We start from the raw sequence: 13994 nt of genomic DNA on the forward strand, positions 1-13994 counted from the left end.
GGAGCTTATGATGACTCAAACAAAATACAAAACAGTATGGAATCTCGACAGCATCTTCAAAGGAGGAGGCACATCACCTGAATTACATGATCATATGAAGTGGACGGAAGCCAAAATTATGGAGCTGGAAGAAATGGTGAAAGAGTGGACGGCGGTAATAGATTCGGATCAACTAGTCGATGTTCTTAATCGACTTAGGGATATAAAGATGTCCGTATCACAAGCAAGATCCTATGCTATCTGTCTTCTTTCCGAAAATCCGAAAGACCAGGGCGCACAATTCTACAGAGGGGAATCCACGGCTCTTCAATCAAAATATGATTCTATCAACAGTGACCTGAAGAGGAAATTAGCCCATACGGAGGAATCGGAGTGGATGAGCCTGCTTGCATCAGAGGATCTGAAGGAGTATCGCTTCACCCTTCAAGAGTGGCGGGAAGAAGCGGACCGGGAGCCTTCGCAGGAGGTGTCGGACCTTATGGCAGACGGGTACCATGCCTGGGGGCAGTTCTATCAATCGTTCATGAGCAGCATTAAGGTCCAGGTAAAGGGTCAGGATTTCTCTGTAGGGCAGGCCATCAATCTGCGTTCGCACCACGATGCTTCGATTCGAAAAGAATCTCATGAGGCGCTGGTGGAAAAGTGGACCGGGCTTGAGGGGCAGTTTGCGCAAATCTTGAACCATCTGGCCGGTTTCCGGTTGAATATGTATAAGAGCGTGGGAATTGAGGACGTCCTCCATGTTCCTCTGGCCCAAAACCGGATGAAGGAAGAAACGCTGAATGCGATGTTTTCGGTGATGGAGAGATATAAAGAACCGTTTGCCCAATACTTGAATGTGAAGGCAGACATGAACGGCGATGCCAAAATGAAGTCTTATCACTTTTGGTCCCCAATGAATCATCACCATCAAGGAATGGAATACGGAGAGGCTGCGGCTTTGGTCGAGGAGCAATTTCTCGCATTTGGTACCGAAATGGGACAGTTTGCAGAGACGGCGTTCCGTGAAGGCTGGGTCGAGGCAGAAAATCGTCCGGGAAAGTCTGCAGTTCCCATTTGCGCGGCGTTTCCGTTGACGGGGGAGTCCAGGGTGTTCCTGACATTTCCCGGCACATTCAAAGGGGTATTGACCCTTGTGCATGAACTTGGTCATGCCTTTCATAACCATGCGATGAAATCAGTGAACGGGATGAACAAGTCCTACCCCATGAGCCTGGCCGAAACGGCTTCGACCTTCGCAGAGATGATTATTCTCGAGGCGGCCATGGAGAAAGCGGAGACGGAGGAAGAGAAGCTGTTCATCCTTGATGAGAAATTAAAGCGCAGTGTCATGAACTTCATGAACCTTCATGCCAGATTCATCTTTGAAAAAAACTTTCACGAAGAACGGAAAAAGGGGTTCGTCCCCGCATCACGTTTGAACGAACTGATGGAGGCTGCCTTAGAAGAAGGGTATGCGGGTTCCCTGGATGAGGTCCCGATTCACTCGTGGGTATGGACGCCCCATTTCTATAAAACAGAATCTCCTTTTTATAACTTTCCTTACACCTTTGGATATTTACTTGCACTGAATCTCTTCGTCAGGGCAAAGGAAATGGGGAAAGGATTCGAGGAGCAATACATGAACCTCTTGCGGGATTCAGGGCGCATGTCGGCAGAAGAACTCGTCATGAAGCATCTGGGAGAAGACATTACGGAGGAAGCCTTTTGGGAAAAAGGGATGGCGTTGTGTGTAGAGGATAGTGAGGAGTTTGTGAGATTAGCAGCTTATCTTCATAAAGAGGAAACCTAATGAATAGGATTCAAATGTGATTCTGAAATCGATTTGAGCGGTGATGTTTGAAGATGTATTTTACGAGAAAAATAATCACGAATCATAGGGAGAGAGTTCATGGACAAGATCTTACATAACATAGCCAATCTATTAAACCAGCAAGATCGAAAAATGGTCATCGGTATTTCAGGACATGGTGCTTCGGGTAAAACCACGTTTGCCAAGAAGCTTTTGACGCTGCTGGAAGGAAAGGATATCAATTATATCAATGCCGATCCCTATATCGTCAGTTCTGGCGTAAGAAGGCACACCTCCATCCAATATGAGTACAACAATGAAATCCATCAATCCAAAATGACTGCCTGCCATCCGGCTGCCCACCATGTATTGGCTCTCGATCGGGACGTTAAGATGGTAAGGGAGGGAATGGACTTCTATACCATGGACGTCCCTTATGAAAGAAGTCAGCTCATCTCCTCCCGAATCAACTTGACGATTGTAGAAGGGATGACGGTTGCATTCAGCAACCCCGACTTATACGACCTTAAGATTTACTTTTACACAGATGGCGAGACAGAGCTTATAAGAAGAGGAATCCGCGATGTTTCCGAAAGAGGCATGGATGTCGAGTATTTACGGAAAACCCATGACGAACGCAGAATCCAATATGAGGTATTTATGCATCCGAAGCATGAGAATTTTGATGTAGTGGTGAGGAATTCGGATGAGGGGTATTGGGTGGAAAAGGATATGGAGTGGTCGTAAGTGTAAACAGGAAGCTTATCCGAATGTGGGCAGGCTTCTTTTAGTGAAAATAGTGATTGAGTGTGATGGTTTATTTTGACATAATTGGAATTAAGGGAGTTTGTAGACAACGCAAAATAATGGAGGTCAAATCGTGAAGAGACCTATAGGTGTATCCATCATAAGTTATTTCTATATTTTTGGTGCAATCGTATTATTATTTACCGCTATTTTTTATCAGGCTGCTGCTGATACGATTAGCATTTCTGAAAGGTTTGGAGTACCGATTATGCCTGAACGATTCATGAGAGTAGTAGTGGCGTTCTTTTCCTTAGTGATGGTTTATGGGTATATGAGATTGAAAAAATGGGGTTTTTGGCTATTCATCGCGTACTCCGTGTTGTTTGGGGTGATCAGTTTCCTATTGTTATCTGTACAGCCCGATCAGCCTTTTATAGGGAATTTTATTTTTTCGGTGATTGTCTTGACGTATACGATTTATGTGAAAGAGGCATTTTTTAGATCTACTCACGAACATCGTATAAATTAATTCTGAGGAAAATTATTATTGAAGTGGAGGGGTGTTATTTATGACACAAAACACACAGGATATATATTCACCGCCAAAACATATCGTTTCAGCTGCCACCATTGTCATCAATAACCAACAGGAAATCCTGTTGATAAAGGGACCAAGGCGTGGATGGGAAATGCCCGGTGGTCAGGTGGAAGAAGGGGAGTCGTTGAAAGAGGCTGCGATCAGAGAGACGAAAGAGGAAACAGGAATGGATGTGGAGGTACTGGCATTTTGCGGGGTATTTCAAAATGTGAAAAGATCCATCTGCAACACTCTGTTTCTCGCGAAGCCTGTTGGAGGCGAACCGACGACTTCAGAGGAGAGTCTTGAGGTGGGCTTTTTTTCGATTGAGCAAGCGCTCGAGATGGTGACTCATTCGAATTTCAGAGAGCGGATCGAGCTTTGTTTGGAAGAGAGTCAGCATCCATTTTATATTGAGTTTTAGGGGGATTCAATCTTCCAGGAATGGTGTACAGTTGAATCTCTTTTTGACTGAAAATTGAAACTTTTTAAGGCCTCCACTCGTAAGTATTAGTAATATACGAGGGGGTATATAATATGAAGAAATTCATAACACGAACGTCATTACTAACGGCTGCGATACTTGCTATAGCTATCTGGGTCGGGAGCCTTCTGTTCTCTTTTTCTTACGGAGAATGGAGCTTTTTTATCGGACTGGGATTAACGGTCGGACTTTTCTTTTTTAACAGTAGTGGTGGTGCCTTATCCAAAGGAGCTACTTTGGAGGCGAGTGAGGCAGGATGGAAGATCCAAAAGGACAATGAATTGAAGGCAAATGTAGGTTCAGTGTTTTATGGAGCTGTCTTATTTACGCTTATCAGTTTTGTCATTATGATGATTACCTATTTTTAAAATGTGTGGTTAATAGACAAGGAGAGATAGTATGGTCCATTTTTACGGAACTCCCACTTTGGAAACAGATCGACTCATCCTTCGAAAATTGGATCTCGACGATATTCAAAGCGTCTTTGGCCACTGGATGTCGGATGAGCGGATCGCCGACAATCGAGTTAGTCCGGCACATAAGACCGTTGCCGAAACGCAGGAGCGTGTGGAGAGGATTGTGAGTGGGTATGAATCGAAGGAGTTTTGTCACTGGGGCATTGAACTCAAAGATGATGGTGTACTCATCGGAGAGATCGATTTATATGATTTTGGCCACTCTACAGGGAATTGCGAGGTCAGTTATTCCCTTGGATACAATTGGTGGAATAAAGGATATGGTACCGAAGCCTTGAAAGCGGTCGTGGAATTTGCCTTTATACATATGGACGTTCATAAAATATCCGCCGCCCATAATACGGATAATCCGGCTTCAGGCAGGATCATGACGAAAGCAGGGATGGAGCAGGAAGGGATCATCCGGCATATGATTCGAAATGCGAAGGGTCAGTATAAGGACTGTGCTGTTTATGGGCTTCTTCGGGAGGATTATGTTAGAAATCATACTAAATCCCATATCCTTGTAGGAATGTAAGGCGCTATGGTAAATCAAACAGGTTTTTTTATTCAGTTGGTGTAACGGTTAAGTGACAAACGTTCAAATTAAATTAAGGGGAGCTTATCATTAACTTGAATAAGCTTCACTTTTTTGAGGATTTCCTCTGCACATACTTTTAGAAGGCTCTTTTCGTGAAATTTGTTGCTATTGTAGAGGGAAAGTAGTAGTTGATTTACGCTATAGGATGATCTTTATTGAAGCATTGAATGGTTTTCCTAGTGCGTTTCCAATCAAATGTTAGATACGATCGTATTTTATAGAATACCACAGGGTGAAAGAAAATTCGGGGACGAAGAAGTTTGGGGAATGGTATCATCGCAAGGATTTGGTTTACGATATGAGGGATACAAATGATTGGCGGTTTGTATAGTGGCTATTTATTCGATCAATTATTGGTTTTGTAGGAAAGCGTTCATAAGCAAAGCTATCCCAATCTATTTGGGAATCCTCTATCGTAATATGTTTGAATAAAATCTCATAATTAAGTAAAATCATAATATATTATTTTATATTAACGTCTGGAGGGATACTAATGGGACAGAGAAGCTAAGATACGACTCAGCTGAGCGATGCTGCGTAACATTCGGTTCAATGATTCAATCCGGGTTGCTGGAAGCTGGACGGTCTACTTCTCAATATGGGTTCTATTCAATCCCTTCTAGAGATAAGCAGTTTTCACTTCATGCTTTCATCGATCTAGCCATTCACTTGGTGTATGAAATTTATCATGATGGAGGTGTAAGCCTTATCTAAGGATAAGGCTGCTAATTGACAACGTCTATAAACTTAATTTTAATTGTTTTATTGATTGCTTTAACCGCTTTTTTCGTAGCGACGGAATTTGCGATTGTAAAGGTACGGGGTTCCAGGATTGATCAGCTCATAGCGGAAAATCGTAAAGGATCGATTGCCGCTAAGAAGGTCGTGACTCATCTTGATGAGTATCTATCTGCTTGCCAGCTTGGAATTACGATTACGGCACTTGGTTTGGGCTGGCTGGGTGAGCCGACTGTGGAGAAGATTTTGCATCCACTTTTTGCTTATTTCGAGTTAAATGAAGCGATCACGCATATCCTGTCCTTCGGTATCGCCTTTGCCCTTGTGACATTCCTTCACGTTGTAGTCGGGGAACTTGCGCCAAAAACGGTGGCGATCCAGAAAGCCGAAGCCGTCACGCTATTATTCTCCGGCCCGATCATTTGGTTTTACCGGATCATGTATCCTTTTATCTGGTTCTTAAATGGATCTGCACGTGTGCTTGTGGGAATCTTCGGGTTGAAGTCGGCTTCGGAGCATGAAGAAGTTCATACAGAGGAAGAGCTTCGGATCCTGCTTTCGGAGAGTTTTAAAAGCGGTGAAATCAATAAGAACGAACTAAAGTATGTGAACAACATCTTTGAATTCGATGAACGGATTGCGAAGGAAATCATGGTCCCACGAAAAGAAATCGTCTCCCTTTCCATAGACGATACGCTCGAGGACGTGATAAATACCATTCGAAAAGAGAATTTCACGCGTTATCCTGTCGTGAACGGCGATAAGGATAATGTCAAAGGATTCGTAAATATGAAAGAGCTTCTGACAGAGGCGATGGTCAACGAACTGGATACGAACTTTACCCTTCGACCTTTTGTCAATCCCATCATTACAGTCATCGAGACGATTCCGATTCATGACCTGCTTGTCAAGATGCAGAAAGAGCGGGTTCATATTGCCGTTCTGATTGATGAATACGGAGGTACATCAGGAATTGTGACGGTTGAGGACATCCTTGAAGAAATCGTCGGTGAAATCCGGGATGAATTTGACGAGGATGAAGTAGCTGAAATCCGAAAACTCAAGGATGGTCATTACCTTCTTGATTCAAAGGTTCTCATCAATGATGTCAACTCTCTTTTGAATATAACCATTGACATTGGTGAACTGGACATCGACACCATCGGCGGCTGGTTCATGACACAAAACCTCGATGCCAAAGTCGGCAGCTTCATTGAGGAAGAAGGGTATCGCTTTAAAGTGATTGAAAAAGACGGGATCCAGCTCCGCTATATAGAAGTGACAAAGATATAGACACCAAAAGAAGCAACCGGCTCAAGAAAGCTGGTTGCTTCTTTACTTGTAATACCAAGGCAACATCCTGATTTGAAAGGAGTCTTCATATAAAAAGGAGGATACAGCATGCGACAAAAGCACATCACTATTACTCCGTTTCACCCCGACTATGCCCAAGAAACCGTGAACATGTGGCGGGAAAGTAAAGAAACAGCCATTGATCAAAAAGAAAAGCACAGCGTGGACAGTCACCTCTTTTTTTTAACCCATATCCTGCCTGAACAATATCAAATCGATTTAGCACGAATAGATGGAAGAGTAGTGGGAATGGCCGCATATAATGAAACGGAAATCAGTCAGCTTTACATTCATGTCGATTATCAAGGTGTTGGAATAGGTCAGACCTTATTGGATAAAGCGAAAACGCAATCGAGTGGCCGCTTAACCTTATATACGTTTGAAGTGAATCGAAATGCTCAGCGATTTTATGAAAAGAATGGATTTATGATTATCGGCAGAGGGAAGGAGAATGAAGAGAATCTGCCGGATATTAAGTATGAATGGCGTCTAAAAGAGTAGGGGGATTTAGATGAGAAAATACAATGGTCTTGTATCAATCTTCATCCTGATTGTCACGTTCTTGATTTTACAATCCCTCGTTGGCAAACAGATTGGGAATCTGTGGGTGTGGATCATTGCAGTAGGATATATCGGTTCGGCCCTTGCTTCCTGGTATAGTGCGCCGGGATTTTGGAGGAAGGCATCGGCGGTGCTTATGGTGGTTCTTCCGGTAGGATTTATCATCTTTATTGGTTTATTTATTATTGGATTGATAGGGTTCGGGTTTTAGGACTATCCATTATGAAGGAGGAACACATGAGCCACCATACTAACGAAAAGCAGAAGCGGGTTCAAGATCTATATCGGAAGAAAAAGCGGGAGGATTCTTCCCCTACATTCTGGACGGTGATCTTGATGCTCTGTGTAATCCCGGTGCTGATTCTTCTTGTAACGAGCGCATTATTCGATCTTGGCGTACGGCTGCCTGAGTTTTTTGGCAGATAATAGAGTCTCTGTGGAAATGAAGATAAGCTAATGAAACAGTGGAGATCCCTTTTTAACAAAAAAGGATCTTTTTTTATGGAGAATTGAAATGGTAAGAGGAAACACCCTTCTCTATCTTGAAAGTATAAGTGATACGGAAATGCAGGAGGGAATTAGGATGAATGCGAAACAAGTATTACTCATGCAACTGGATGCATGCCACACTCAAAATACCTGGTTTGTCTCGTTGATCAATTCCATCAAGGATCTCACAGAGGAACAAGCAACGTGGAAACCAAATGAAGCCACCAATTCGATCTCTGAAATCATCCATCATCTCATCTACTATAATCAACGCCATTTAAATCGATTGAAAGGGATTGAGAATGAAGAGAGTACAGGTGGGAGCACGTTCAAGAATAGGGAACGTCTCAGCTGGAGTGAAACGTCCGAGCGGATTGATCAGTTGATGGCTGACTGGAAGAAGACGGTTGAAGCGGTAAATGAGGTGAATCTGACTAAGTGGACTGAAATCATTGCCCACCTCACCATCCATACCACTTACCATGCAGGACAAATTCTTTATATCAGAAAATTACAGGGGTCTTGGAATCCGCGAGCGGGAGTGAAGGGCTAAAGCCTAAGAGAGAGGACTTGGTGGCAAGTCCTCTTTTATGTTGATTGTGCTAGTTCCCTTCTCCCCAACCATAACGATATCCCAATGGAGGTCACGGAAAGGGCAACGATCATCCACACGACACCTGGCCAGTTAAATTGATGATAGAAGCTACCACTGACGGTTCCTCCGACACTCGATCCTGCGTAATAGGCGGATAAGTAGAGTGCTGACGCCTGCGCTTTATCGTGGATGGCCAACCGTCCCACCCAGCTGCTGGCGATGGAGTGGCCGGCGAAGAATCCGTAGGTAAAGATGGCGATCCCGATGATTTTCACCCACAGATTCGGATGCAGGGTAGCTGATACCCCGGATAACATAATAACTAGCGAAAGCGGCAGGATTCTTTTTTTTCCATACTGATCGGCGAGCATCCCCATCCACGTCGAGCTGAAGGTACCGACGATATAGACGATGAAGATGAATCCGACAACGGTCTGGCTGAGTGAGTAGGGTGGTGCGATCAGCTCGAATCCGATGTAATTGTAGAGGGACACGAACCCGCCCATCAATAGAAATCCAATGGTGAAGAGATACGTGAGTCCCGGTACCTTGAATTGGCTGAACAGGGATCCGGCCAATGATTTCAGCTGAAATGTCTGAGGTTTGAAATGGGCAGACGGCGGGATAAGCACAAGAAAGATGACGGTTGAAAGCAAGCTGATGATCCCGACTCCCATCAATGCGACATGCCAGTTGAAATGGTCGGTAAGGACGCCACTGATGATCCGACCGGACATTCCCCCAACGGAATTCCCGCTGATGTATAACCCCATGGCCATCCCAAGACTCTTCGCTTCAATTTCCTCACCCAAGTATGCCATGGCAACAGCAGGAAGCCCGGCGAGTGTAATCCCCTGCAAGATCCGGCCGATGATGAGCATATGGAAGCTTGATGTAAATCCTGTGCATATGGCAAGAATGGAAGATGCCAGTAACGAGAAGGTCATGACGGATTTTCTTCCACAGACGTCAGATAAGGATCCTGCGATTAATAGACTGATAGCGAGGGCAATGGTAGTGGAAGACTGGCTGAGACTTGAGGTGGCCGGTGAAATATCAAACTCATTTGCGATATCCGGGAGCAGGGGCTGAGTTCCCCAGAGGATGGCGAAGGTGCTGAATCCGCCTGCAAACAGGGCCAGGTTTGCGTTTTTGAAGGCCGGTGTTCCCCGTTTGATGTAATCCATGTAGCAAGACTCCTTATATTTTTTTGAAGATTTCTATCTTCATCATACACCTCTGGAGGAAGCACTTCTATCATAAGGCATTCTCCTTCCTAACCTCGCTCCGGTGTAAATTAAATTACAAAAATGTTAAAAACCCCCTACATCTGTTTAGCTCTCATCTCACGAGGTATATAACCAATGTACAAACATACAACACCATTTTACTAAACTTAAGGAGGATTTTATTTATGTCTAACAGTAACAACAGTAACAACAATAACAACAACAGCAGCAACAGCAGCAACAGCAATAACAGCAACAACAAAATGAGTTACGAGGAAGCAGGTCGTAAAGGCGGCGAACAAACAGCGAAGAACCACGACAAAGAATTCTACCAAGAGATCGGTGAAAAAGGTGGAGAAGCAACTTCAGAAAATCACGATAAGAAATTCTATCAGGAAATTGGAGCGAAAGGCGGAAGCCAGTCCGGGAACTCGGGCAGCTCAAATAATTCCAATAGCTCGTCCAACAGCTCGAATAATTCCAACAGCTCCAATAGATCTAACAACTCAAACAACTAAATCCAATAGCCGGATCTTTTCCGGAAACGAAAAAAGACCTGTCAAACATCCATGACAGGTCTTTTTGTATATTTCCCGCTTCAAGGGCTCCGATATATGTATGTGATAAAAGTCATGAATCGAAGGGGAAACATTTTCCCTTATTTCTTGCGTCCTATAGTGATTAACGCTATCGTTAGGGGAAAGGAGTGAGCATTGTGTGTGAGGATATATCAGAAATAGATTATCTCGAGGTTATGGAATATTCACTAGATCCACTTATCATACATACGGATTACAGAATCATGTATGTAAACGGGGCGGCGGAGGAATTTTTTCGAACGGATAAAGAAGGCGTCGTCGGTCAAAGTCCCTTGGATATCTTCAGGGAATCCTCAAAAGACGCGATCAGGAAAAGAATCCAATCTGCCTACGGAAAGCCCGCGGATGTCATTGAGGAAACGGTCTATCGAACGGACGGATCGACCGTGGAAGTCGAGTTGTATTGTCACCCCCTCATGATAGGGAATACTCAGGCGATTCAAACATATGTGCACGACATCACAGAGAAGAAAGAAAGGGAAAAGAAGCAATCGGAAATGGTGGCTGAAATAAATGAATTGTCTGCTACGTTGGTTCCACTGCTGGACGATATTGCCGTCTTTCCTATCGTCGGGAAGGTCGATGAAGAGAAAGCCCGCCTGCTCCTCGATATCATTCCGGCCAAAGTGAGAAAACAGAACGTCAATCAGGTGATCATTGATTTTTCCGGTGTCTACACCTTAGATCAATTCGTTACCGATGCCCTTTTTAAGATTACAAGTGTGCTAGCCTTACTGGGCGTTCGATCCATCATCACGGGACTACGACCGGAAATGGCCATGAGCGCCATAAACCAGAACATCGAGCTCTCATCGATTCCTACGTTTGCTACAGTAAAAGATGCCCTAGCTTACATGTATGTAAACGTCCAGCCATAAAAAAACGCCCCCAGCGGTCTATGGCGCTGGGGGCGTTACTTTGTGTTTTAGTTGGTTTGATCAGCAAGCTTGACCAGCACATGAGCCATATGTTCCCGCTCTTCCTTATTAGCGACATTCCACATCTCATTCAGCACTTTCTGTTCCCGGTTTCGTGGCTCCTCATGCTCCGCTAAATAGTCGGCTACACGCTTGGCTCCCTTAGAAAGTGCTTCCTCACCTAGACCCAGTTTCTCTCCCTTTTGAACCTGATTTCCCAAATAGTTCTTGAAAGAGTCGAAATGCTGCAGGATTTCTTGTCTTCATTCATTTGTGCGGCTGCTTGTTTTGGACCGTGTTCGATAATGCATTCCTCCTTTTGTAGTTGTTATTAGTGTCTTTCTCTTGCAGAATGACAATAAACAAGGAAGAGCACATCGAGATACCGGGGTGGTGTTATTTGAAGAGAGGTACAGCAAAATACATCCAGAGAAACCATCCTATTTTCCTTCCAACAAATCACTATTTATGATAAATTTATAATGTGAAATAATTCACAATCTCGTTTGGAGGTTGAGAGAATGAATAAATTAAAGCAGGCTATTTATACGAGTTTGATTCTTTCTACTTTTTTGATGATCATCAGCATACTGGACGGGGGCATTGTGCTCTTTCCATTTGTCTTGATTTATTCCTTAGCCGGTAACCTGGCTTATGGGATTCCCGTTTCATTGCTTTCTGATAGGTTAACGAGAAGGCTATCGAAGGGACGGATAATGGCTGCTGGTTTCATCCATGCTTTCTTTGGAGCTATCACGTATTTTGTGATAGACGGGTTTGCATGGTTTGCGGTGATATGTGCGGTAATATTCTTCTTGGTAGATGAATGGCTGAAAAGGAAGAACACACCGGGTCCCGACCGGGAGAATAAGCGATTCTATCTTAAATTAGTAAGCGTGGTTTCTGTGGTGGCAATTGTGATGCTGGCAGTGAATTGGATATCCAGTGAAGATCAAGGAGAAATAATAAAAAACCGCTACCTGATCCCTGAAGGTTATGAAGGGACGATTGTCGTTTTCTATGGCATGCCGGATCGACCTTCCATTGAGAAAAATGGAGAGTTTTCCGTCATTCCTGTAGAGATTGAGAGTCTGCCCACGTTGATGAGTACGGATATTGAAAAGTACGGTATCTATCAAACTTCTAAAAAAGAAATGGGATATAACATAAATCAAAATCAGTATTTCTACGTAGATGATGATGGAAACAGAACCTCCATCGAGGATTACTGTATACATCATAGCGTGAGTGGAGGCGTGACCGGCTCCGATGGCACGGACATTTCATATGATGCATTCCAGGTGACGAATTCGGACTGCGGGGAGGACTTCTATTTAGATGGAAATGACCGCTACTCTGCCCAGGGACGGGAGATTGTGAAGTATTGGTCGGGTTTGCATGATGACTAGGAGGAGTTTAACTAAACAGGTTGAGCCTTTTTTATGTGAATTGGTGATTGAGTTTTAAGGGATATTTTCATTCGATTACAGCCAAGGGATAATACATAATTGGGTTGATTAAAACCGAAATTATAGGACCCAATAAAAACCAATTATTGTTTAAATTTTTACATTATTCAGTAAATAAAGCGCTTTCATAATTGGCATAGAACTTGCAATAGATAGAGTGATCTTAAAAAAAGGAGGACGAGTGTGTGAAAAGACTGATTGCTTTATTGGTTGTCGCAGCTTTATGGGGAGGTACCGTTACTTCCGCGGGTGCTGCAAAAAGGAACTATACGTATTATTCCTATGGAAGTGAAGGGGATGTCACGACTGCCACTTCATATGGTGTGAATCTGATGGGTGGCTCGACTGACGTGGATGAAGCGATGAGGTGGATGGCGGAGAAAGCGAATGGAGGAGACTTCGTTGTACTTAGAACATCAGGCAGTGACGGGTACAATCAGTACCTGTACGATTTAGCGGCTGACAATCAATCGCCACTGAATTCGGTTGAAACGATCCTGTTGCAAAATCGGAATGCCGCGTATGAAAATTTCGTGCTGGATAAGGTGAAGAACGCAGAAGCGATTTTCTTTGCTGGGGGAGATCAGTTTCTTTACGTGGATTATATTAAAGGAACTCCTCTTGAAGATGCACTGAACGCTCAGATTCAGAAAGGGATCCCGATTGGAGGTACCTCTGCGGGACTAGCCATTCAAGGAGACTTTGTCTACGATGCTGCAAATGGGACCGTGTATTCAGATGAAGCATTGGCTGATCCATACAATCGCTATATGACGTTTTCAAGGGACTTCCTTCAGAACCGTTACCTGGATAATACCATTACGGACAGCCACTTCGAGCAGCGGGACCGGATGGGTCGATTCGTCGGGTTCTTATCCCGAAATCTATTGGATGGATGGACAACAGAGGCAAAGGGGATAGCGGTGAATGAGCAAACCTCTCTATTGATCGAAGCCGATGGATCTGCCAGGGTGGTCGTGCAGCCGGGAGGGACCGATCAATCGGTTTATCTTGCCAAGGCTTCTTCACAGCCTGCCAATGTATCGCCTCTTTCCATCAGCAATGTTGATGTCATTAAATTGGAGAATGGCGATACGATCGATATGACGAATTGGGCGAGTCATACTGGTTTTTCTTATCAGTTGGAAGCGGTCAATGGGGTTCTGAGTTCGTCGAGTGGTTCGGTTTATGGGAATTAGTATGGGGCTTGACGAGGGCTTGTGAATAATAAGAAGGGTGCTGAATCTTGTTGATTTGGTGCCTTTTTTTTGAGTGAAACCTTTACCTGATTTCCGGAGGCTCAGTGGATATTTTCTATAACATGTGGAATCAGCCTTCACTTAAAAAGAAGGAGAGTTTCCTGTCAGATATGATGAGCTTCTTTTTAA

Annotated in this window: 17 protein-coding genes; 15 read left to right on the plus strand and 2 right to left on the minus strand. The window is 43.9% G+C overall.

Annotation, left to right across the window (positions count from 1 at the left end; translation table 11 throughout):
* The first annotated feature begins 7 nt into the window (after positions 1–7).
* From Q1B03_RS13075 to Q1B03_RS13125, 11 genes are all read left to right on the plus strand, one after another.
* The gene (locus Q1B03_RS13075) at positions 8–1792 is read left to right on the plus strand and encodes a M3 family oligoendopeptidase (RefSeq protein ID WP_299741794.1); all 1785 of its coding nucleotides are present in this window, start codon (positions 8–10) and stop codon (positions 1790–1792) included.
* 99 nt (positions 1793–1891) lie between these two features.
* The gene (locus tag Q1B03_RS13080) at positions 1892–2539 is read left to right on the plus strand and encodes a uridine kinase (RefSeq protein WP_299741796.1); all 648 of its coding nucleotides are present in this window, start codon (positions 1892–1894) and stop codon (positions 2537–2539) included.
* Between the two features lie 133 nt (positions 2540–2672).
* Positions 2673–3068: a hypothetical protein gene (locus Q1B03_RS13085; protein WP_299741798.1), complete on the plus strand. Its 396-nt coding sequence runs from the start codon at positions 2673–2675 to the stop codon at positions 3066–3068.
* Between the two features lie 40 nt (positions 3069–3108).
* Positions 3109–3540: an NUDIX hydrolase gene (locus Q1B03_RS13090; protein ID WP_299741800.1), complete on the plus strand. Its 432-nt coding sequence runs from the start codon at positions 3109–3111 to the stop codon at positions 3538–3540.
* A 113-nt stretch (positions 3541–3653) separates the two neighbouring features.
* Positions 3654–3968 carry a hypothetical protein gene (locus Q1B03_RS13095; RefSeq protein WP_299741801.1) on the plus strand — a complete coding sequence of 105 codons (315 nt, stop codon included), beginning with the start codon at positions 3654–3656 and terminating at the stop codon, positions 3966–3968.
* Positions 3969–3999: 31 nt separating this feature from the next.
* Positions 4000–4593, plus strand: coding sequence for a GNAT family N-acetyltransferase (locus Q1B03_RS13100; RefSeq protein WP_299741803.1), 594 nt, complete (start codon positions 4000–4002; stop codon positions 4591–4593).
* A 792-nt stretch (positions 4594–5385) separates the two neighbouring features.
* A complete protein-coding gene (locus Q1B03_RS13105; RefSeq protein ID WP_299741804.1) occupies positions 5386–6687 on the plus strand; it encodes a hemolysin family protein in 1302 nt (433 codons plus the stop codon).
* Positions 6688–6795: 108 nt separating this feature from the next.
* On the plus strand, positions 6796–7248 hold the full coding sequence (locus tag Q1B03_RS13110; RefSeq protein ID WP_299741806.1) for a GNAT family N-acetyltransferase: 453 nt from the start codon (positions 6796–6798) through the stop codon (positions 7246–7248).
* 10 nt (positions 7249–7258) lie between these two features.
* Positions 7259–7519: a hypothetical protein gene (locus tag Q1B03_RS13115; RefSeq protein WP_299741808.1), complete on the plus strand. Its 261-nt coding sequence runs from the start codon at positions 7259–7261 to the stop codon at positions 7517–7519.
* Between the two features lie 26 nt (positions 7520–7545).
* Complete coding sequence (locus tag Q1B03_RS13120; RefSeq protein ID WP_299741810.1) at positions 7546–7734, plus strand: hypothetical protein; 189 nt, start codon at positions 7546–7548, stop codon at positions 7732–7734.
* Positions 7735–7891: 157 nt separating this feature from the next.
* The gene (locus Q1B03_RS13125; RefSeq protein ID WP_299741812.1) at positions 7892–8350 is read left to right on the plus strand and encodes a DinB family protein; all 459 of its coding nucleotides are present in this window, start codon (positions 7892–7894) and stop codon (positions 8348–8350) included.
* Positions 8351–8385: 35 nt separating this feature from the next.
* Here the strand turns inward: Q1B03_RS13125 and Q1B03_RS13130 are convergent, their stop codons facing one another.
* The gene (locus tag Q1B03_RS13130) at positions 8386–9579 is read right to left on the minus strand and encodes an MFS transporter (RefSeq protein WP_299741814.1); all 1194 of its coding nucleotides are present in this window, start codon (positions 9577–9579) and stop codon (positions 8386–8388) included.
* A gap of 227 nt (positions 9580–9806) precedes the next feature.
* Here Q1B03_RS13130 and Q1B03_RS13135 point away from each other — a divergent pair, with 227 nt between their 5' ends.
* Together Q1B03_RS13135 and Q1B03_RS13140 are read left to right on the plus strand one after the other, a co-directional pair.
* A complete protein-coding gene (locus tag Q1B03_RS13135) occupies positions 9807–10139 on the plus strand; it encodes a general stress protein (RefSeq protein ID WP_366141292.1) in 333 nt (110 codons plus the stop codon).
* A 188-nt stretch (positions 10140–10327) separates the two neighbouring features.
* Positions 10328–11098, plus strand: a complete 771-nt coding sequence (locus tag Q1B03_RS13140; RefSeq protein ID WP_341357414.1) for a PAS domain S-box protein — start codon at positions 10328–10330, stop codon at positions 11096–11098.
* 47 nt (positions 11099–11145) lie between these two features.
* On the opposite strand, the gene Q1B03_RS13145 is transcribed toward Q1B03_RS13140, so the two are convergent.
* Positions 11146–11391, minus strand: a complete 246-nt coding sequence (locus tag Q1B03_RS13145) for a DUF3243 domain-containing protein (RefSeq protein WP_341357967.1) — start codon at positions 11389–11391, stop codon at positions 11146–11148.
* A 267-nt stretch (positions 11392–11658) separates the two neighbouring features.
* Here Q1B03_RS13145 and Q1B03_RS13150 point away from each other — a divergent pair, with 267 nt between their 5' ends.
* A complete protein-coding gene (locus tag Q1B03_RS13150; protein ID WP_299741816.1) occupies positions 11659–12546 on the plus strand; it encodes a DUF6843 domain-containing protein in 888 nt (295 codons plus the stop codon).
* Between the two features lie 245 nt (positions 12547–12791).
* The gene (locus Q1B03_RS13155) at positions 12792–13805 is read left to right on the plus strand and encodes a cyanophycinase (protein WP_299741818.1); all 1014 of its coding nucleotides are present in this window, start codon (positions 12792–12794) and stop codon (positions 13803–13805) included.
* The last annotated feature ends 189 nt before the right edge of the window (positions 13806–13994 follow it).

This window comes from uncultured Rossellomorea sp., from assembly GCF_947488365.1.
GTDB lineage: Bacteria > Bacillota > Bacilli > Bacillales > Bacillaceae_B > Rossellomorea.